Here is a 20,515-nt window from a genome sequence, read left to right as displayed (position 1 = left end):
TGCACAAAGATTGCATAAAATAGGACTATTCAGCCACCTCGCAGTGGTCATTTAGCGAAGGATACATTATGTCGAACAAACACGATAAAAAAGTGGGTGTAATTTTTGGGAAATTCTACCCGGTTCATACCGGCCACATTAATATGATTTATGAGGCATTCAGTAAAGTGGATGAGCTTCACGTAATTGTGTGTAGCGATACAGAACGTGACTTAAAACTCTTTTACGATAGCAAAATGAAACGTATGCCAACAGTACAGGATCGTCTTCGTTGGATGCAACAAATCTTTAAATATCAACAAAATCAAATTTTTATCCATCACTTAGTAGAAGATGGCATCCCAAGCTATCCGAATGGCTGGCAAGCTTGGAGTGAGGCGGTAAAAAATCTATTTGAAGAAAAACAATTTACCCCTACGATGGTATTTAGCAGTGAGCCGCAAGACAAAGCGCCATACGAAAAATACTTAGGGCTTGAAGTTTCTTTAGTGGATCCTGATCGCTCTTTCTTTAATGTATCCGCCACGAAAATTCGTACTACACCTTTCCAATATTGGAAATTCATTCCGAAAGAAGTCCGTCCGTTCTTTGCAAAGACTATTGCTATTTTAGGTGGTGAAAGCAGCGGTAAAAGTGTGTTAGTCAGCAAACTGGCAGCCGTATTTAATACCACTTCGGCATGGGAATATGGTCGGGAATATGTCTTTGAGAAATTAGGTGGCGATGAGCAAGCCATGCAATATTCCGACTATCCACAAATGGCACTCGGCCATCAGCATTATATTGATTATGCCGTCCGACACGCACACAAAATTGCTTTTATTGATACAGATTTCATCACAACACAAGCATTTTGTATTCAATATGAAGGAAAAGCTCATCCATTCTTAGATTCCATGATCAAAGAATATCCGTTTGATGTAACAATTCTCTTAAAAAATAATACTAAATGGGTGGATGACGGTTTGCGCAGTTTAGGTAGTCAGCAACAACGCCAACAATTCCAGCAATTATTGAAAAAATTACTCGATAAATATAAAGTACCCTATATTGAAATTGAGTCTCCAAGTTACTTAGATCGCTATAACCAAGTAAAATCAGTGATTGAAAAAGTGCTCAATGATGAAGTACTAGATGATCTGCAACATAGCAAACAAATTTTAGCAGGGAAATAAGATGATTTTATTCGCAGGCGATCCGCACGGAAGTTACGAACATCTTTATCCTTTCGTGCAAGAAAATGATAACGTTGCCCTGATTATTTTGGGTGACTTGCAACTTTCTTCGCCTGATGAATTAGATAAACTCGCAAACTATTGTGATATTTGGTTTATTCACGGCAACCATGATAGCAAAACCGTCGCCGCATTTGAGGCGATTTGGGGTACACATTGGAAATCACGTAATTTACATAATCGTGTTGTTGAAATCCAAGGTCTACGTATTGCTGGCCTAGGTGGCGTATTCCGAGGGCAAATCTGGATGCCTCCCAATAAACCGATGTATTTTGATCCCATCCACTATTGCCAATATAGCCCGCAAGAAAAAATTTGGCGTGGTGGTGTACCATTGCGTCATCGCACGTCTATTTTCCCTTCTGATATCGAAGCCATTGAAAACGAGCAAGCCGATATTCTAATTTGCCATGAGGCACCGAAGCCCCATCCAATGGGATTTCGTGTGATTAATCAACTTGCTGAAAAATTAGGGGTAAGACACGTTTTCCATGGTCATCACCACGATAACGTCGAGTATAAGACAAATTTCCCATATAAAATCACGAATGTCGGTTTTAGAAGTGTCACAGACGTACAAGGAAATTATTTATTAAAAACTATTGATGATCGAGAAAAATGATCAAATAAAGAATTAATTGTTTTGATAAAAAGAAAAATTTGAAGAGAGAAGATGGCGCACCCGAAAGGATTCGAACCTTTGACCGCTCGGTTCGTAGCCGAGTACTCTATCCAGCTGAGCTACGGGTGCGTAGTGATGTTTTATTCTTCGTGACCATTTTAACTGATAGAGTCGATTTAAAATGGCGCACCCGAGAGGATTCGAACCTCTGACCGCTCGGTTCGTAGCCGAGTACTCTATCCAGCTGAGCTACGGGTGCAGAATAATAAAACTAACAACAAATGGCGGTGAGAGAGGGATTCGAACCCTCGATGGAGTTTTTGACCCCATACTCCCTTAGCAGGGGAGCGCCTTCAGCCTACTCGGCCATCTCACCACAATCGGTTTGTGGGCGGTATAATACGTTTTTTTGAAAATAAGTCAAATCATTTTTTGTAAAAGCCGTTTTGGTTGCTTGATTTATCTCCATTTTGCATAAATAAAGTGCGGTTGAAAAAACAAATAAATTTCTCACTGCACTTTAATTTTAATCATCTCTAGCCTTTTAAAATTGCCCGCAGACGATCGAGCTGACTAGAAGTTTGTTGTTGCTTCTGCTCTACCGTTAATTTTGGCTTATCTTTTTCCCATTGCACATCATCCTGCGGTAACTCTGCCAAGAAACGGCTAGGCTCTGGGCGAATTAACTCACCAAACTGACGTCTTTCACGACAAAGAGAAAAAGTCAGCGTTTGTTGTGCTCGAGTAATACCCACATAGGCTAAACGACGCTCTTCCTCTACATTGTCTTCATCAATACTGGTTTGATGAGGCAAAATCCCCTCTTCCATACCAATTAAATACACATGGGGAAACTCTAAGCCTTTGGAGGCGTGCAATGTCATTAATTGCACTTGATCACTCTCGTCATCGTCTTCACTTCGCTCCATCATATCGCGCAAGGTTAAACGGGTAACCACTTGATTTAAATTCATCGGCTCATTCACCTCATCGCCTTTGAGCATATCTTCTACCCAGCTAAACAAGGTTGCCACGTTTTTACTCTGCATTTCAGCAGCTTTCGGACTGGTGGCATACTCATACAAATATTCTTCGTAATGCAATGAAGAAAGTAACGAACGCACCGCGGTTTCAGGATCGGAACGTAAACTTTGATCGTTCAACTCCACCATCCAACGACCAAATTTTTGCAATGCATCATAGGCTTTTGGCGTGACTCGTTGCATGAGTTCAAACTCAAAAATCGCCTCAAATAAGCTAATATGTTTTTCCTGTGCTAACTCGCCTAGTTTTTGTAATGTTGCCGTACCAATTTCCCGTTTCGGTGTATTCACGATACGCAAAAAAGCCGCATCATCATCTTGATTCACCACCAAACGCAAGTAGGCCATCATGTCCTTAATTTCAGCACGAGAGAAAAAAGACGTTCCACCAGAAATTTTGTATGGAATACGGTTTTGCATCAGCACTTTTTCCAATAGTCGGGATTGATGATTCCCCCGATACAAAATCGCATAATCCTTGAATTTAGTTTTACGGCTAAAACGATGAGCAATTAATTCCGCCACAATTCGTTCGGCTTCATGTTCTTCATTTTTCGCTTCAATGACTTGCAGTTTTTCACCTTCGCCTAAGTTGGAAAAAAGCTTTTTGTCAAATACGTGCTCGTTGTTATCAATCAAAATATTGGCACAATGCAAAATACGATGAGTGGAACGGTAATTTTGTTCTAATTTAATGACTTGCACATGCGGAAAATCATCACGTAAACGCACCATATTTTGCGGTCTTGCACCTCGCCAAGAATAAATGGATTGGTCATCATCACCCACTACGGTAAAACAAGCTCGCTCGCCGACGAGTAATTTGATGAGCTCATATTGGCTAGTATTAGTATCTTGATATTCATCCACCAACAAATAGCGGATTTTCTCCTGCCATTTTGACCGTACTTCTTCGTTCTGTTTGAAGAGTAAGGTCGGCAACATAATCAAATCATCAAAATCCAACGCATTGTAAGCTCGAATTTGCGCCGCATAACGCTCATAACACTTTGCAAAGGTTTGATATTTGGCATCTTTCGCTAAGGAATAAGCCTGTTTTGGCGAAACCAAATCATTCTTCCAATTGGAAATAACAGAAATTAATTCACGCAGTAAGTCTTTATCTTCCTGCAGTACATCTGCCGTCAGTTCTTTGAGTAAGGCAAGTTGATCGTGCTCATCAAACAAGGTCATATTCGATTTAAAGCCTAACGCTTTATATTCCCGTTTGATAATGTCGAAACCTAAGGTATGGAAAGTGGAAACAATCAATCCTTTGGATTTTTCTTTACCAATGGAATGGGCTACACGCTCTTTCATTTCACGAGCGGCTTTGTTGGTAAAGGTTACGGCGGCGATCTGTTTAGGTAAATAACCGCAGTGTTCAATCAAATGAGCAATCTTATTGATGATCACGCGAGTTTTGCCCGAGCCTGCGCCTGCCAGCACCAAGCAAGGCCCACTGACATATTCGACAGCCTGTTGTTGTTGAGGATTGAGTTTCATATCTTAATGCAAATTAATTTGACCACGCATAAGGCAATAATGCGGTATCTAATAAAAATGACAGTGGCAAATCTAAAATAGGTAAGCCCCATTTTTGTGCCATCTCTAAATCATAAGCCGCCCCCGCATAAGGTGTGTATTTTTCCGATGGATCGATTAATTTCACCACCGTACCACAACCGGTTAACGCTAAAAGTGCGGTTAAAATCAGAAGTGTTTTTTTCATTCACGACGTGCTTTTAAAGCTAAATAGACAGCTTCCGGCACCAGTTTTTTCACATCGCCATGATGTAAATAAATTTCTCGTACAATCGTGGAAGACACAAACGCCCATTTTTCTGTTGGTGGGAAAAACAAACTATCCACACCCTCGGTTAATAAACGGTTTAACGCGGCCAGTTGTAATTCATATTCGAAGTCCGTCGTTGTACGCACGCCACGAATAATTGCTGTAATCTTTTTCGCTTTGATTTCATTCGCGAGTAAATCATAGAATCCAAATACTTCCACATTGGGCAAATGAGCGACCGATTGACGCACCAGCTCAACGCGTTCTTCCAATGAGAACAATGGCTTTTTGCTCGGACTATTCGCCACCGCGACAAAAACTTTCGGGAAAATGACCGCACTTCGCGCAATAATATCTAAATGCCCGTTTGTAATCGGGTCAAACGTGCCAGGGTAAATTACGCTTGTCATTTATTGTTCTCCGAAATATGGGTTAAATAAGGATGAAGCAAATCTAAAAGACGCTGTAATGCGCCACGATTTTCGATTAATACCTCGTAACCTGCATTGCCTAAACGTTGACGCGCTCCTTTCGAATTCAATAACTTATCAATAATCTCTGACAATGCTTTTTCTGTTGAGTTGATTTGCAACACACCTTGCACTTCTAAGAGCGAAGTAAAAACTTCAGGAAAATTGAAGGTATACTTTCCACTCACAACGGGTAATTTAAATGCCAAAGGCTCTAAAGGATTATGTCCCCCATGTTTGACCAAACTTCCGCCGACAAACGCAATATCTGAAATACCATACATCAACATCAACTCACCCATGGTATCACCCAGAATCACTTGGGTATTTTCTGAAGGAATCTCCCCCGTTGAACGACGAATAAAGTGAAAGTTGGCTTTTTCAATTAAATCTGCCACAGGATTAAAACGTTCAGGATGACGAGGCACTAGCAATAACAGCAAATTCGGATGTTTTTTTAATAACAAATGATGCGCATGTAAAATAAGTTCTTCTTCCCCTTCGTGCGTACTCGCCGCAATCCAAACAGGACGATTTTTCACCCAATCTGCACTAAGCAGCGCAATTTTTTTTAATAAGTCATCACTAACGACAAGATCATATTTAATATTGCCTGTTAATCGTAGACGTTCTTTCTCGTAGCCTAACGCTAAATAGCGCTTTCCGCTGATATTGTCTTGTGGTGCAATCAAACTGATTTGAGAAAACATACGTTGCAAACATTGTTTCACTTTCCCATAACGTTTCGCTGAGCGTGCAGAAAGACGTGCATTCGCCACAATGAAAGGAATATTTCGATGAGCCAAACAATCAATCAAATTTGGCCAAAGTTCCGTTTCAATCACAATGAATACTTTAGGTTGAATAAAATCAATAAAACGATGAATGGCATCGGGCAAATCATAAGGCAGGTAACAATGCGTCACACTTTCCCCGAACGCGGCTTTTACTCGTTCAGAGCCTGTAGGCGTAACGGTTGTAAACGTTATCGGTAAATGTGGATAATCTTGCTGAATACGCTTTACTAAAGGCGTTACAGCTATCACTTCTCCAACCGAAGCTGCATGAATAACTACGCCATTTTGCGCAGGCTTACTTAATCTTTCATAAAACCCGTAACGCTCACCTAAACGCTTTCGATAATTAGGTGACTTAATACTACGTAGTAGCATAAAAAACAATACTAAAGGCTGAATCAAGTACATCAGACTGGTATAAAAAAAACGCCACATAAAATAAATTCGGTTATACTGAAAAAAATTTCGGCTAGTATAACAAAAAAAGGATCAAAATATGCCAACAATTAGCGTTGCCATGATTGTCAAAAATGAAGCAACAAATCTTGCTCAATGTCTTGATACAGTAAAAGATTGGGTAGATGAAATCATTATTGTCGATTCAGGCAGTACGGATAATACCCAAGAAATTGCGGAACAATATGGTGCAAAATTTTATTCGCATTCTGATTGGCCAGGTTTTGGCAAACAACGCCAACGCGCACAACAATATGCCACCAGTGATTATGTTTTGTGGCTAGATGCCGATGAACGCGTCACACCAAGACTGCGTGAATCCATTCAACAAGCGGTTCAACAAGATGCGCCAAATAGGGTTTATGATATTCCGCGCGTCAGTGAAGTGTTTGGATGTGAAATTCGTCATTCCGGTTGGTATCCTGATTATGTGGTGCGTTTATATCGCACAAATTATGCAGGATATAATGATTCTCTGGTACATGAAAAAGTGGTTTATTCTGAAAACACAAAAGTACAGAAATTAACTGGGGATTTGGAGCATTTCACGTATAAAAGCATTCATCACTATTTGGTAAAATCCGCAGACTACGCCAAAGCTTGGGCAGATCAACGCCAAGCTAAAGGTAAAAAAGCAACATTGTGGCAAGGTGTCAGTCATGCCATCGGATGCTTTGTGAAAATGTACATTTTAAAAGCAGGCTTCTTAGATGGAAAACAAGGGTTCCTGCTCGCAGTACTTTCCGCTCATTCAACTTTTGTGAAATATGCTGATTTATGGGAGCGTAACCAGCATTAATCAAAAACAAAAAGTGCGGTCAAATCAAAATCACCGCACTTTTTCTTTGTCTAAACTTTTATTACAGAATGAATCGACTTAAATCTTCATTCTCAATCACTTCGCCTAAAGCATCAATTACATAAGCAGCATCAATATTAACAGTTTGACCGTCCATTTCACTCGCATCAAATGAGATTTTATCCATTAAACGCTCCATAACGGTATGCAAACGTCTTGCACCGATATTCTCCGTTTTCTCATTCACACGGAAGGCTGCTTCGGCAATTTTCTTGATTGCATCTTGTGTAAACTCAATGTTTACGCCTTCTGTTGCCATGAGCGCTTTATATTGTTCCGTTAAAGAGGCATTTGGCTCAGTTAGAATACGCTCAAAATCCTCTGCCGTTAATGCTGATAATTCAACACGAATTGGCAAGCGACCTTGCAACTCGGGGATTAAATCCGATGGACGCGCCACTTGGAATGCGCCCGATGCAATAAAGAGAATATGATCAGTTTTCACCATACCGTGTTTGGTATTAACCGTTGAACCTTCCACTAATGGTAATAAGTCACGTTGCACACCTTCACGTGATACATCTGCACCACTGTATTCGCCTTTTTTACAGATCTTATCAATCTCATCAATAAATACGATACCGTTTTGCTCAACGGCATCGATGGCTTTTTGTTTCAATTCTTCTGGATTAATCAATTTGGCTGCTTCATCGTCAATTAAGGTTTTTAATGCATCCTTAATTTTCATTTTGCGTTTTTTAGTTTTATCCGAACCCAGACTTTGGAACATAGATTGCAACTGATTGGTCATTTCTTCCATGCCTGGAGGTGCCATGATTTCCACGCCCATTGACATACCCGCAGACACATCAATTTCTATTTCTTTATCGTCTAATTGACCTTCACGTAATTTTTTACGGAACGCTTGGCGAGTGCTACTGTTGGTATCGTGGTTTTCGACTTCACCCCATTGATTTTTCGGTGGTGGCAATAATGCATCTAAAATACGATCTTCCGCTGCATCTTCTGCTTTCGCACGATTTTTCGCAATTTCTTGTTGGCGAACTAATTTCATCGCACTGTCCGTTAAATCACGGATAATGGAGTCCACTTCTTTCCCCACATAGCCCACTTCGGTGAACTTCGTCGCTTCCACTTTAATGAAAGGCGCATTGGCTAATTTCGCAAGACGACGTGCAATCTCGGTTTTACCTACACCCGTTGGCCCAATCATTAAAATATTTTTAGGGGTCACTTCATGACGAAGTGGCTCTTGTAACTGCATTCTTCTCCAACGGTTACGCAACGCGATCGCAACCGCTCTTTTCGCCTCTTTTTGGCCGATAATATGTTGATCTAATTCGGAAACAATTTCACGAGGGGTCATTTCAGACATAATTTTTCCTTACTTATTCGGTAATTCTTCAATAGTAAAATTCGTATTAGTGAACACGCAAATATCACCGGCAATTTTTAAAGATTTCTCAACAATTTCACGGGCTGATAAATCGGTATTTTCCACCAACGCACGGGCTGCCGATAATGCATAATTACCGCCAGAACCAATGGCTAAAATCTGATCGGCTTCCGGTTGCACCACATCACCAATACCGGTAATGATTAAACTTTCTTTTTCATCCGCTACAATCAACATTGCTTCTAACTTGCGTAACGCACGATCGGTTCGCCAATCTTTGGCTAATTCTACAGCAGCTTTTAACAAATGCCCTTGATGCATTTCTAATTTACGTTCGAATAATTCAAATAAGGTGAACGCATCAGCTGTGCCGCCTGCGAAACCGGCTAAAACTTTGCCATTATATAAACGGCGTACTTTACGGGCATTCCCTTTCATCACTGTATTGCCTAGTGAAACCTGTCCATCGCCCCCAACAACCACTTGGCCATCACGACGTACGCTTACAATTGTTGTCATTCTTTTTATCCTTCTTTTAAGAAAAGTTATTCGTTATATGGCGATCGATTCCACCAAATTCAAGGGGAAATTTTTCTTTGATGCTTTATTAAACAAACATCTCAAAAAAATATGACAAAGATCACTTTTTTAAATAGCAAACGATTGCTATTATTTCACACCCATATTTTAAAGTAATATGATTTGTTACAAGTAAAACAAACTACTTAATGAGGAAAACATGAAAAATTTACTTAAACTTTCTGCCATTGCAATTTTAGCGGCAAGCGCAATCTCTACTTTTGCATCAAACAAAGAACCTTATACTGAACAAGGTACGAATGCTCGTGAAATGACTGAGCAAAAACCGATTCACTGGATCTCTGTTGAACAATTAAAAAAAGAATTGGAAGGCAAAGCACCAATTAATGTGAGCTTCGACATTGACGATACTGTACTTTTCAGTAGCCCTTGCTTCTATCACGGCCAACAAAAATACTCCCCAGGTAAACATGATTACTTAAAAAATCAAGATTTCTGGAATGAAGTAAATGCGGGTTGTGACCAATATTCTATTCCAAAACAAATTGCGATAGATTTAATTAATATGCACCAAGCACGTGGCGACCAAATTTATTTCATCACGGGTCGTACAGCTGGCGATAAAGATGGTGTGACCCCAGTGCTACAAAAAGCCTTTAATATTAAAGACATGCACCCTGTAGAATTCATGGGCGGTCGCAAGCTTCCAACTAAATATAACAAAACGCCAGGTATTATTGAGCATAAAGTGAGCATTCACTATGGTGACAGCGATGATGATATCCTCGCAGCAAAAGAGGCTGGCATTCGTGGTATTCGTTTAATGCGTGCGGCCAACTCCACTTACCAACCAATGCCAACGCTTGGTGGCTATGGTGAAGAAGTATTAATAAACTCAAACTACTAATCTTTATAAAAAAAGTGCAGATCACAGTGTAATCTGCACTTTTTTATTTCGCCACTAATAAAATTAGTTTTTTGCTGCTGCCGCAGCTTTCACGATGACGGCGAATGCAGGCGCTTTAAGTGAAGCTCCTCCTACTAATGCACCATCAATATCCAGTTGAGTAAATAATTCTGCTGCATTAGCATCATTAACCGAACCACCGTATTGAATGATGACTTGATCTGCTACAGCTTGTGATTTTGCTCCGATATGAGCACGGATAAATGCGTGAACAGCTTGAGCTTGTGCTGGAGTTGCGGATTTACCGGTACCGATTGCCCAAATTGGTTCGTAAGCAATCACTGCACCATTAAATGCTTCTACACCTAATGCGTTAATGACAGCATCAATTTGACGCGCACATACTTCTTCTGTTTTACCCGCTTCGTTTTCAGCTTCAGTTTCACCAATACATAATACTGGTACTAAACCTGCTTCTTTTAATGCACCAAATTTTTTTGCCACAAACTCATCGCTTTCCTTATGGTAAGTACGACGCTCGGAGTGGCCTATGATAATATATTTTGCACCGAAATCTTTCAGCATTTCAGTAGAAATATCGCCTGTGAATGCACCTTTCACATTTACATCTACATTTTGTGCACCTAAAGCAATTTGACTATTCGCAAGAGCTGTTTCTGCAATATCTAAATACATGACTGGCGGGGCAATAGCCACATCACAACCCGTAACCCCCTGTAATTCTACTTTTAAACCGTCAATTAACTCTTTGGTAAACGCTTTGCTACCATTTAATTTCCAGTTACCCATAACTAAAGGACGACGTGCCATTTTTGTTTCTCCATATTGAATAAATAAAAAGTGTGTTTACTATACCAAACTTTGGGCAGATTTCTTTGTGCAAAATCACATTTTGAAAATTTTTTTGGGTAAATGATGATTATTTTGTGCTAAAAAGCTACAATCTACTGTATGGAACCGATAAAAAATAACCAATTTTATAAATAAACGGAAAATAGGTCTGGTAACAATGAAAATTTTCAAAGCCGAACAATGGAATATAGAAGTGCTTGCTCCACTCTTTGAAGCCTATCGACTTACCAACGGAATGAGTGAAAATCCTGACCGCACTTTAACCTTTTTAACAAATCGTATACGTTTTAATGAAAGCATATTTTTTGTTGCTGTAAACGAAAACTCACAGGCGATTGGTTTTGTCCAACTTTATCCTCGCTTATCCTCTTTACAACTACAACGCTATTGGCAATTAACCGATATTTTTGTAAAAGAAGACAAACATCAAGCCGAGATTTATGCTGTCCTTATTTCTAAAGCGAAAGAGTTTGTCCGTTATACACAATCTAATCGTTTAGTGGCGGAATTGAGTCAAGCTCAACAGAATATTTTAGAACACGAAGGATTTAAGCTAAACACGAAAAAAAGTTTGTTTGAATTAACTCTCTAATGCATACACTCCTCAATCAATATTGGGATTACTTGAGAATTGAACGTCAAGTCAGTCCACATACGCTCACCAATTATCAACATCAACTGAATGCGATTTTAGCTATTCTGGCTGAAAAAGGTATTCAGCACTGGCAGCAAGTGAATCCTAGTGTGGTTCGTCTTATTTTGGCGGAAAGCCGTAAGCAAGGTTTAAAAGAAAAGAGCTTAGCATTACGTTTGTCTGCTCTTCGTCAGTTCTTCAGCTATCTTGTGCAGCAAGGTCAACTTAAAGTGAATCCGGCAACGGGTATTTCAGCGCCGAAACAAGGCAAACATTTACCAAAAAATATTGATGCTGAACAGGTCCAAAAATTGCTTTCAAATGACAGCAAAGATCCCATTGATTTGCGTGATCGTGCGATGATGGAATTGATGTATAGCTCAGGGCTTCGCTTATCTGAATTACAAGGCTTAAACCTTAATAGCATTAACACTCGTGTACGTGAAGTGAGAGTGATTGGTAAGGGAAACAAAGAACGTATTGTGCCTTTTGGACATTATGCTTCTCATGCAATTCAGCAATGGTTGAAGGTACGCCCTTTATTTAATCCTAAAGATGACGCCCTTTTTGTGAGCCAACAAGGAAATCGCCTCACTCATCGCTCTATTCAAAAGCGAATGGAAACCTGGGGCATTCGCCAAGGATTAAACAGCCATCTCAATCCACACAAACTACGTCACTCTTTTGCAACGCATATGCTGGAAGCAAGTTCAGATTTGCGTGCCGTTCAAGAGCTTTTAGGGCACAGCAATTTATCCACCACGCAAATTTATACGCATTTGAATTTCCAACATCTTGCTGAAGTGTATGATCAAGCCCATCCTCGAGCAAAACGAAAAAAATAAGCAAAGTGCGGTCAAAAACCGTCATCTTTTTTAACCGCACTTCTAAACAAAAAGGCTACCTTTCGGTAGCCTTTATTCATTTCACTATAAGCTAAATGCTTGAATATAAGGAAGTTTACCTTTCTTCAGCATGTCTTCGATACCGCTTTGGTGATCATTTTCACCTAGGCCTCGTAATTCAAAGGTAACGCCAACACTGTTATCATAAACCACTTGATCATCACGTTGATTTTGCCGACTGGTGACATAACGTCTCGCCCCTACGCCAACAGACCAACAGCATGAGTTATATTGCACACCCACATATTGCTCAACCGGTTTTTTCAATGCAATATCTTGATAGTATTTCCCAACAACTGCCCAATTATCCGAGACTTCCCATGCGGCTACAACACCGACCTGTTTAATATCTTGTTGGTAACGGTTAGCAGACGCACCTAAATTTTGGTTGATATACTCTTTACTTGCGTAACGATAATTTAACTGAATTAGATTATTCTTAATTGGGTTAAATTCTAGACTACTATTCGCCAATGAAGCCTTATCGAGCAACGTATCGTATTGGTAGCTACCGCGCCAATTCCATTTATCGCTCATTTTCCAGTTAGACTCTAATGCCCAAGAAGAAGAGGATTTTGGTGTGCGATTACTCGGGTTATCATCAATTCTGGAGGCCGTTAAATAATAAATTTGTCCTGCGGAGAAGTTAAAACGCTCATCGGCATTTTTATCATAAAAACGGGTGGTTCCTCCTACTGTCACCTGGTTAGCCGATGAAATACGGTCTAAACCACTATAACGACGGTCACGAAATAAGGAATAATAATCTTGCTGAATTAACGCTGAATCATAACCAAAACCAAGATAATCATTGACCTGTTTTGAACCGATATTACTTTGATCTTTATACGGTCGATATAAGTATTGTGCGTGTGGTTCCAGTGTTTGTGTATAGCCATCAAATAAAGTTTTGTTGGTGGCTAAAACTGTTTGTAAGTCTACTTTTAATTGTGGCAATACACGATTTACGGATTTTTGTACCTCTTCTGCAGCAGCAGAAGATCCTTTCTTCTGATTATAATGCGTTGCATAAAGTTTGGTTTCAATGTTCAAGTTTCCGTATTTATTTGACATTACTGTCGTCAAACTCGGCTCAGTATGGAAACGCCAAGCCGTTGGCATTAATGCACTGTCATTATCAAAACGTGCGGCTTGTGAGAATAATTTAAAATCTAACCAACCATTTGCTAAATCATTTTTATAATAATTGAAGTCCATTTGTGGCATCGTACGATACGGCCCAACGGAAACTTCGTCAAAAATCTGAAACTGACGAGCTGAAATCGCAAAATTATAGTTTGGCTGATAATACGCAATACGAGCATATTGGTTGGCATAACCGTCTGTGCTGCTGCCATAATCCGAATCAAAATCAGTGAAGTAGCGGTTATCACTGACTTTAGTATAATCAATATTCAAACGCCAATTTTCAAGAAAAGAGGAGTTGTGATTCCAATAAAATAAATGGCGTTTATGACTCTCGCTGATATATTCATCGTAACGATCTCGTCCTAAATATTCGCCCGCCAGTTTACCTTCACCAACCGGTGTTAAATAACGGAACTCACCATTTAATTGCCAGCCACGCTGTGACATATATTTTGGTGCAAATGTGGCATCGTAATTTGGTGCAATGTTCCAATAAATTGGTTGTTTATACCAAAAACCATCACGACTAGAATGACCGACTGTTGGCATTAATAAACCTGAACGACGACGATCACCAATCGGTAATTGTAGATAAGGAGTATAGAATACCGGCACACCTAATACTTTAAAACGAGCATGCCAAAATTCAGCATATTCTTCTTTAATGTGCTGACGAATCTCAGAGGCATCTACCGCCCAAGCATTATCATCGGGTAAACAAGAGGTAAATGTCGCATTTTTCATTAAACGGTAATTATCACCTAACTCAATTTCCTGAGCTTTACCACGACCTTGGCGTCCTACAAGTTGGTAGTCTGCATCGGTGACATTACCGTTTTTACTATCTAAATTAAAACTCGCATCATTCCCTAATAGGTTAATTTGATTATCTTTGTAATCAAATCCTCCTCGCAAATAAGCCCAGCGTTGTGCTTGTTCACCTTCACCAGTTTGTTTAACTTCAACTGAATTACCAACTAAATGACGGTTTCCTTGTTTCAAATCCACATTGCCTTGATAAATCGCCTGAGTTGGCTGATTAATCTCTGCTTTATCTGCTTCAATATAAACCGGCAAATTATTAACATCACCTTTCACAACCTCACCAGTAAAATGAGGCACGCCAAGTAAACACTGAGAATGCAGATCTGCCAAACTTTGTTGACTATAAAGTGCGGTCAGAATTGAGATTGAAATTAAGGTATATTTTTTATTCATAATTCAGTTCTTATTCAGATGAAATTAGGGGGATTATACTGGAATATCACTTACAACAACAGCCATTTATATGGTCGTTGACTAATCCCATAGATTGCATAAAAGCATAGCATGTGGTGTCGCCAACAAAAACGAAACCACGTTTTTTTAAGGCTTTAGAAAGAGCTTTAGATATTTCTGTTTTAGCCGGCACAGATCTAAAATCAGGCACATCATTCACTATCGGTTTATAATTTACAAATGACCAAATAAAATCACTGAAATTTTCACCGCACTTTTCCATCGCCAAATAAGCTTTAGCATTTTTGACAATGGCTTCTAACTTGGCGCGATGGCGAATTAATCCCGTATTTTGCATGCAAGCATCAATATCAAGTGCAGTCATTTTGGCGATTTTTTTCGGTTCAAATTGATGAAAGGCCACACGGTAAGATTCACGTTTTTTCAAAACCATAATCCACGAAAGCCCCGCTTGCTGCCCTTCCAAACAAATTTTTTCAAATAGCTTTTGGCTGTCGAATTCAGGCTTTCCCCATTCCTTGTCATGATAATCAATATAAATAGGCTGTTCGCCAACCCAAGGGCATCGAGTCATCATAACATCGCCTTTTTAAGCTTCTCATAAACCGCAACAAAATCTGGCATTACGCCTCGCCATAAATGGAAAGAATGTGCAGCTTGCGCGACCAACATTCCAAAGCCATCGCTAACATTGGTTAAACCTAAACTTTTACATAATGCGATAAATGGCGTATCCGCACCTTTCGCATATTGCATATCATAAAAAGCCGAGCCCAATTTTAAAATTTCAGTATCAATTGGAGCCGTTCCACCACTTAATCCAGCGGAAGTCGCATTAATCACCAAATCATAAGTTTGTAGCGGAATAGAATCCATTGAGGCGGCTTGAATATTGCCATAAGGCTGAAATCTTTCAGCTAATTCTTTTGCTTTCGAAAAAGTGCGGTTAGCAAGGACAATATTTTGTTGAGCTTGTAAAAGTGGCAATAATACGCCTTTTGTCGCGCCTCCCGCTCCTAACATTAATACACGCTGATTTGGACGAAGCCAATTTAAACGCTCCAAATCCGTCACTAAGCCAATCCCATCGGTGTTATCCGCATAAAGCTCCCCATTATCGAGTTTTTTTAGCGTATTACAGGCTTCCGCCAGTTTTGCTCGTTGGCTATATTCGTCTGCCAGCTGATAAGCTCGTTCTTTAAAAGGCGAAGTAATATTGCAACCTTTTGCGCCCTCCTCAAAAAATGCCAAAAGCTGTTGTTCAAAAGCATCAAGATCGCCTAACTTTGCAATGTATTCTATGGCTTGATGCGTTTGCGCTGCTAACTGACTTTGAATTAACGGGGATTTACTTTGCGCAATCGGATTCCCCCACACAGCATAAAGATCCATAAATTATCCCTGTCTAAAAAGTTGATTTGTGCGCAAGTCTCGAATTTCGGATGGATTGCGTGCCCCGCCTACCATTTCATCTAATACTGGAAAATCTGCACCGAATTGTGACCGCACTTCATCAGCGATGCGGCAAGGTGGCTCACCAGTCAAATTGGCGCTAGTAGAAGTTAATGCAAACCCCGTGAGTTCACATAAGGCTTTTACGGAAGGATGATCGCACAAACGTACTGCGATGCTATCAAATTTGCCTGTGAGAAAATGCGGGGTGGTCGATTTAGCGGGAACAATCCAAGTAGTTGGACGTTCATATTTACCTTGAAGGCGAGAAAGCTGCTCATCATTAATCTGCTCAAAATCGACAAAAGGACGGAAAAAATCCAAGCTAGGTGCCACTAAAATCAACCCTTTTTCCACGGGACGTTGCTTTAAATCAAGTAATTTTTTTACCGCACTTTCACTTTGCGGATTACAGCCCAAGCCAAATACAGCTTCAGTGGGATAAGCAACCACTTGATTTTGTCGAAGGGCCTCGGCGACTTGTTCTCTATTCATTTCACTCTTTTACTTTTATTGCTCAAAAATATGACGGCAAGTTTTATTTGCACACTGGAAAATTTGTTTTTCCCCATCTTCGCTTTTTAACAAAGAAAGTGGAAAATGGCACGTTGGGCAAGGCACGGTATAAGGCTTGGCAGGCAAAGAAAATTTACATTTAGGGAAATTATCACAGCCGTAAAAAATCTTTCCTTGACGACCACGACGAGAAATCAAATGCCCCGTTTTGCATTCAGGACAAGCCATTTTTTCCTCAGATTCAGATTCTTCCCGCACCACAAAATCGCATTCAGGATAATAACTACAACCAATAAACATTCCAAAACTGCCTTGTTTCAACTGCAATAAATTACCGCACTTCGGACAAATTTCATCAAGTGTTTTTAATACTTTATGTTCCGATCGTTGCAAAGGTCGCAAATAATCACATTCAGGATAAGCAGAGCAACCTAAAAACAGCCCTTTTTTGCCTTGTTTAATTTGCAAAGGCGCACCACATTGAGGGCAATATTCCTGTTGTTTGCTATGATGAAAAAGGCTTTGATTCATAATCTGTCCTTATGCTTGAAGCATTGCTTCCAATTCTTCCTGGGCTGCCAACCAATCCATCTCGACTTCTTCCAATGCTTTCTTCTCCTCTACTTGCTGTGCCAAAAGTGCGGTCAATTTTTCTTTATTTTCTGCGCTGTATAGTTCGGAATCAGCCAATTGCTTTTCAATCTCCGCAAGTTTGGAGGCATGTTTATTCATTTTTTCCTCCAATTGAGAGATTTGTTTACGAAGAGGCGCAGTTTGTTGACGAAGTTCGGCCTCGCGACGTTTTTGTTCCTTGCGGTTTTGCATGGAATTTTCATTGTCGTCATTTTTCTCCGAGGATTTATTTTCTGGTGCACTATTTTGTTCATTCAGCCATTTTTGATAATCCTCTAAATCGCCTTTGAATTCTTCCACTTTTTTATCGTGTACCAAATAGAATTCTTCCACGGTATTACGTAGTAAGTGGCGATCGTGAGAAACCACCACCAAAGAGCCTTCGTAATCCACCAGTGCTTCAGTTAATGCCTGACGCATATCCAAATCCAAGTGGTTGGTTGGTTCATCAAGTAATAGCAAATTCGGTCGTTGCCAAACAATCAAAGCTAACACCAAGCGGGCTTTTTCTCCTCCTGAAAAGGATTTCACTGTTTGATTTACTTTATCGCCGTGAAACGCAAAACCACCCAAATAATCTCGAACCTGTTGCTCAGTTTGCTCAGGCGCGAGTTTTTGCATATGCCAGAGAGCGGATTCGTCTGCACGTAGCGTATCAAGCTGATGCTGAGCAAAATAACCGAGTTGCACGCCTTTAGCCAACTGTACTGTGCCTGAAAGTGCGGTCAGTTCTCCCGCTAAAAGTTTAATCAAGGTTGATTTTCCTGCACCATTTTTACCGAGTAAACCAATGCGCGAACCCGGTACTAAATTCAGCTTAATTTTACTTAAAATTTCTATCGCACTTTCACCGCTACCATAACCTGCACTCGCCTGCTCAATCATCACCAATGGATTCGGCAAGGATTGCGGCGGACGAAATTCAAAGGTAAAAGGATTATCCACATAAGCCGGTGCAATCAGTTCCATGCGCTCTAAGGCTTTCATGCGGCTTTGTGCTTGTTTGGCTTTGGTCGCTTTCGCTTTAAAGCGGTCGATATATTTTTGTAAATGAGAGATCTTTTGTTGTTGCTGACGATACATGGCAGTTTGTTGTGCCAGTTTAGTTGCTCGTTGCACTTCAAAGGAAGAATAATCGCCCGTGTATTCGTTAAGCTTCTGATTTTCGATATGGAGGATTTTTGTCACAATCGGATCGAGAAAATCACGGTCGTGGGAAATTAATACCAAGGAGCCTTGATATTGCACTAACCAACGTTCTAACCAAATAACCGCATCTAAATCCAAATGGTTGGTCGGCTCATCCAGTAATAATAAATCTGACGGACAAAGCAGAGCTTGCGCCAAATTCAAACGCATCCGCCAACCACCCGAAAAGGCTTTCACTGGCTGAGTTGTTTCTTCTTGGCTAAATCCTAAACCATGCAATAAAGAAGCTGCGCGAGATTGAATTGTCCACGCATCTAAGGTTTCTAATTGCCCGTGAATACGCGCAATGGCGTTACCGTCATTGCGTTCATTTGCTTGCTCAAGCTCTTGTTGCAAGCGGCAATATTCACGATCTCCTTGAATCACATAATCAATGGCAGGAATATCCAATGCCGGCGTTTCTTGATTCACCCAAGATACCCGCCAGTTGGATGGATAAGTGACCTCGCCACCCTCTGGCGTTAATTCTTTTTTTAATAGGGCAAAAAGAGACGACTTACCGCAACCATTCTTCCCCACCAAGCCGACTTTTTGTTTCGGATTGATGGTTGCCGTGGCATTCTCGAGCAATTCGGTTTGCCCGCGCTTTAGGGAAATATTATTAAATACAATCATTTTTTCGAATACATCTGAATTTGTGCCTATTTTGCAATATTTTTCCTTTTCTCGGAACAGTCTATTCCAATTTTATCGATATTTCTGCCAGAAAAAACACGTATAATGACGCTCAACAAATCAATCATGAGGAAATAAAATGAAGCTCTCAATTCTTAATCTCGCCCCTGTTCGAGAAGGGCAAACTTATTTGCAAGCGGTCGATTCGATGGTAAATCTTGCAAAACATGCTGAGAGCATTGGCATTGAACGCTATTGGATTGCTGAGCATCATAATATGAAAAATTTGGTGAGTTCAGCGACCGCACTTTTAATTCAACATACGCTAGCCAATACGAAGACCTTACGCGTGGGGTCTGGTGGCGTGATGTTACCAAATCATTCGCCGTATGTAGTAGCGGAGCAATATGGCACACTGGAGACGCTTTATCCAAACCGTGTTGAACTCGGTTTAGGCCGTGCGCCAGGAACGGATATGCAAACGGCTGCGGCACTTCGTCGTGGACGAAACAGCTTAGATTTCCCTGCAGAAATTGCGGAACTTCGCGGTTACTTTAAAGATAGCAACCCAGTTTCAGCTTATCCTTCCGCGGGCTTGAATATACCGTTTTATATTTTGGGATCCAGCACCGAAAGTGCCTATCTTGCGGCAGAACTTGGCTTGCCTTATGCCTTTGCTTCACACTTTGCGCCACGCATGATGGAAATGGCGGTGGAGATTTATCGCAAAAACTTCAAACCCTCTACCTATCTTGCTGAGCCTTATGTCATCTTAGGGGTGAACGCGATTATTGCCGAAACCGATAAAGAAGCAAGACAACTCGCGACAACACAAACACTCTTTTTCTTAAATGTGGTCACTAACGCACAACAAAATTTACAACCACCGATGGCATCAGAAGAAGATGTTTGGAAAGCTCAAATGCACGCCCAAAAGAAACCGCACTTTGGCCCAGTCGATTTCGAGGAAATCCCAATTTACAACCAAGAGCGTGCCGTAGTGGAACAAATGACCGCTTGTTCGCTTATCGGTAGTCCTGAAAGCGTGGATTTTCAACTCAAGCAATTACGTGAACGGGTACATTTTGATGAAATTATGGCGGTGAGCTATATTTTTGATGAACAAAAACAAGCCCAATCTTATACAATGTTGAAAGCGATTGTGGATAAGCTATCGTGAAAAAAACATGGCGAGATTATCTCGCCATA

The 20,515-nt window shown here is 40.4% G+C and carries 20 protein-coding genes and 3 tRNA genes; 7 read left to right on the top strand and 16 right to left on the bottom strand.

Translation table 11 applies throughout. The features are described from left to right. Nucleotides 1–68: 68 nt before the first annotated feature. Both nadR and ACXVWP_RS08035 read left to right on the top strand, forming a co-directional pair. The gene (gene nadR, locus ACXVWP_RS08040) at nucleotides 69–1,175 is read left to right on the top strand and encodes a multifunctional transcriptional regulator/nicotinamide-nucleotide adenylyltransferase/ribosylnicotinamide kinase NadR (protein WP_289902433.1); all 1,107 of its coding nucleotides are present in this window, start codon (nucleotides 69–71) and stop codon (nucleotides 1,173–1,175) included. A gap of 1 nt (nucleotide 1,176) precedes the next feature. Then, nucleotides 1,177–1,857 carry a metallophosphoesterase family protein gene (locus ACXVWP_RS08035; RefSeq protein WP_289902432.1) on the top strand — a complete coding sequence of 227 codons (681 nt, stop codon included), beginning with the start codon at nucleotides 1,177–1,179 and terminating at the stop codon, nucleotides 1,855–1,857. A gap of 52 nt (nucleotides 1,858–1,909) precedes the next feature. On the opposite strand, the gene ACXVWP_RS08030 is transcribed toward ACXVWP_RS08035, so the two are convergent. The 7 genes from ACXVWP_RS08030 to waaA all read right to left on the bottom strand — a co-directional run bounded on the left by ACXVWP_RS08030 (nucleotide 1,910) and on the right by waaA (nucleotide 6,397). Further along, nucleotides 1,910–1,986 (bottom strand) — tRNA-Arg (locus ACXVWP_RS08030). Between the two features lie 53 nt (nucleotides 1,987–2,039). After that, nucleotides 2,040–2,116 (bottom strand) — tRNA-Arg (locus ACXVWP_RS08025). Between the two features lie 23 nt (nucleotides 2,117–2,139). Beyond that, nucleotides 2,140–2,233 (bottom strand) — tRNA-Ser (locus tag ACXVWP_RS08020). 160 nt (nucleotides 2,234–2,393) lie between these two features. Continuing rightward, on the bottom strand, nucleotides 2,394–4,406 hold the full coding sequence (gene rep, locus ACXVWP_RS08015) for a DNA helicase Rep (RefSeq protein WP_289902431.1): 2,013 nt from the start codon (nucleotides 4,404–4,406) through the stop codon (nucleotides 2,394–2,396). A 13-nt stretch (nucleotides 4,407–4,419) separates the two neighbouring features. After that, a complete protein-coding gene (locus ACXVWP_RS08010) occupies nucleotides 4,420–4,632 on the bottom strand; it encodes a lipoprotein (RefSeq protein ID WP_005694824.1) in 213 nt (70 codons plus the stop codon). After that, nucleotides 4,629–5,105, bottom strand: a complete 477-nt coding sequence (gene coaD / locus ACXVWP_RS08005) for a pantetheine-phosphate adenylyltransferase (protein ID WP_289902430.1) — start codon at nucleotides 5,103–5,105, stop codon at nucleotides 4,629–4,631. The genes ACXVWP_RS08010 and coaD overlap by 4 nt, the downstream gene beginning before the upstream one ends. Further along, nucleotides 5,102–6,397: a lipid IV(A) 3-deoxy-D-manno-octulosonic acid transferase gene (waaA, locus tag ACXVWP_RS08000; RefSeq protein ID WP_369866766.1), complete on the bottom strand. Its 1,296-nt coding sequence runs from the start codon at nucleotides 6,395–6,397 to the stop codon at nucleotides 5,102–5,104. Before waaA ends, coaD begins: the two co-directional genes overlap by 4 nt. 61 nt (nucleotides 6,398–6,458) lie before the next feature. On the opposite strand from waaA, the gene ACXVWP_RS07995 reads away from it, so the two are divergent. Further along, nucleotides 6,459–7,217 carry a glycosyltransferase family 2 protein gene (locus ACXVWP_RS07995; RefSeq protein WP_289902428.1) on the top strand — a complete coding sequence of 253 codons (759 nt, stop codon included), beginning with the start codon at nucleotides 6,459–6,461 and terminating at the stop codon, nucleotides 7,215–7,217. 61 nt (nucleotides 7,218–7,278) lie between these two features. On the opposite strand, the gene hslU is transcribed toward ACXVWP_RS07995, so the two are convergent. Continuing rightward, on the bottom strand, nucleotides 7,279–8,613 hold the full coding sequence (gene hslU / locus ACXVWP_RS07990) for an HslU--HslV peptidase ATPase subunit (protein ID WP_289902427.1): 1,335 nt from the start codon (nucleotides 8,611–8,613) through the stop codon (nucleotides 7,279–7,281). 9 nt (nucleotides 8,614–8,622) lie between these two features. Next, nucleotides 8,623–9,153 carry an ATP-dependent protease subunit HslV gene (gene hslV, locus ACXVWP_RS07985; RefSeq protein ID WP_289902426.1) on the bottom strand — a complete coding sequence of 177 codons (531 nt, stop codon included), beginning with the start codon at nucleotides 9,151–9,153 and terminating at the stop codon, nucleotides 8,623–8,625. 220 nt (nucleotides 9,154–9,373) lie between these two features. Between hslV and aphA the strand changes: the two genes are divergently transcribed. Next, nucleotides 9,374–10,081 (top strand): acid phosphatase AphA, encoded by a 708-nt coding sequence (aphA, locus tag ACXVWP_RS07980; protein WP_289902425.1) that lies wholly within the window; start codon nucleotides 9,374–9,376, stop codon nucleotides 10,079–10,081. Between the two features lie 63 nt (nucleotides 10,082–10,144). On the opposite strand, the gene tpiA is transcribed toward aphA, so the two are convergent. Further along, on the bottom strand, nucleotides 10,145–10,912 hold the full coding sequence (gene tpiA / locus ACXVWP_RS07975) for a triose-phosphate isomerase (RefSeq protein WP_289902424.1): 768 nt from the start codon (nucleotides 10,910–10,912) through the stop codon (nucleotides 10,145–10,147). A gap of 199 nt (nucleotides 10,913–11,111) precedes the next feature. On the opposite strand from tpiA, the gene ACXVWP_RS07970 reads away from it, so the two are divergent. Both ACXVWP_RS07970 and xerC read left to right on the top strand, forming a co-directional pair. After that, a complete protein-coding gene (locus tag ACXVWP_RS07970) occupies nucleotides 11,112–11,546 on the top strand; it encodes a GNAT family N-acetyltransferase (RefSeq protein ID WP_128787838.1) in 435 nt (144 codons plus the stop codon). Beyond that, on the top strand, nucleotides 11,546–12,433 hold the full coding sequence (gene xerC, locus ACXVWP_RS07965; protein WP_289902423.1) for a tyrosine recombinase XerC: 888 nt from the start codon (nucleotides 11,546–11,548) through the stop codon (nucleotides 12,431–12,433). Before ACXVWP_RS07970 ends, xerC begins: the two co-directional genes overlap by 1 nt. 84 nt (nucleotides 12,434–12,517) lie before the next feature. Here the strand turns inward: xerC and lptD are convergent, their stop codons facing one another. The 6 genes from lptD to ACXVWP_RS07935 are packed head-to-tail and all read right to left on the bottom strand — an operon-like array spanning nucleotide 12,518 to nucleotide 19,306. Beyond that, complete coding sequence (lptD, locus tag ACXVWP_RS07960) at nucleotides 12,518–14,860, bottom strand: LPS assembly protein LptD (protein ID WP_289902422.1); 2,343 nt, start codon at nucleotides 14,858–14,860, stop codon at nucleotides 12,518–12,520. 46 nt (nucleotides 14,861–14,906) lie between these two features. Beyond that, nucleotides 14,907–15,458 carry a DNA-3-methyladenine glycosylase I gene (locus ACXVWP_RS07955; protein WP_128787841.1) on the bottom strand — a complete coding sequence of 184 codons (552 nt, stop codon included), beginning with the start codon at nucleotides 15,456–15,458 and terminating at the stop codon, nucleotides 14,907–14,909. After that, the gene (aroE, locus tag ACXVWP_RS07950; protein ID WP_128787842.1) at nucleotides 15,455–16,273 is read right to left on the bottom strand and encodes a shikimate dehydrogenase; all 819 of its coding nucleotides are present in this window, start codon (nucleotides 16,271–16,273) and stop codon (nucleotides 15,455–15,457) included. The genes ACXVWP_RS07955 and aroE overlap by 4 nt, the downstream gene beginning before the upstream one ends. A gap of 3 nt (nucleotides 16,274–16,276) precedes the next feature. After that, nucleotides 16,277–16,828, bottom strand: a complete 552-nt coding sequence (locus ACXVWP_RS07945) for a Sua5/YciO/YrdC/YwlC family protein (protein WP_049356810.1) — start codon at nucleotides 16,826–16,828, stop codon at nucleotides 16,277–16,279. 15 nt (nucleotides 16,829–16,843) lie between these two features. After that, on the bottom strand, nucleotides 16,844–17,380 hold the full coding sequence (locus ACXVWP_RS07940) for a DNA topoisomerase family protein (protein WP_049356812.1): 537 nt from the start codon (nucleotides 17,378–17,380) through the stop codon (nucleotides 16,844–16,846). A gap of 9 nt (nucleotides 17,381–17,389) precedes the next feature. Next, nucleotides 17,390–19,306: an ABC transporter ATP-binding protein gene (locus ACXVWP_RS07935; protein WP_289902421.1), complete on the bottom strand. Its 1,917-nt coding sequence runs from the start codon at nucleotides 19,304–19,306 to the stop codon at nucleotides 17,390–17,392. Nucleotides 19,307–19,445: 139 nt separating this feature from the next. On the opposite strand from ACXVWP_RS07935, the gene ACXVWP_RS07930 reads away from it, so the two are divergent. Beyond that, nucleotides 19,446–20,486, top strand: coding sequence for an LLM class flavin-dependent oxidoreductase (locus ACXVWP_RS07930; RefSeq protein ID WP_289902420.1), 1,041 nt, complete (start codon nucleotides 19,446–19,448; stop codon nucleotides 20,484–20,486). Nucleotides 20,487–20,515: the final 29 nt, after the last annotated feature.

Source organism: Haemophilus sp. SZY H56 (genome assembly GCF_054332415.1).
This window is presented reverse-complemented; position numbering and strand designations above follow the sequence as displayed.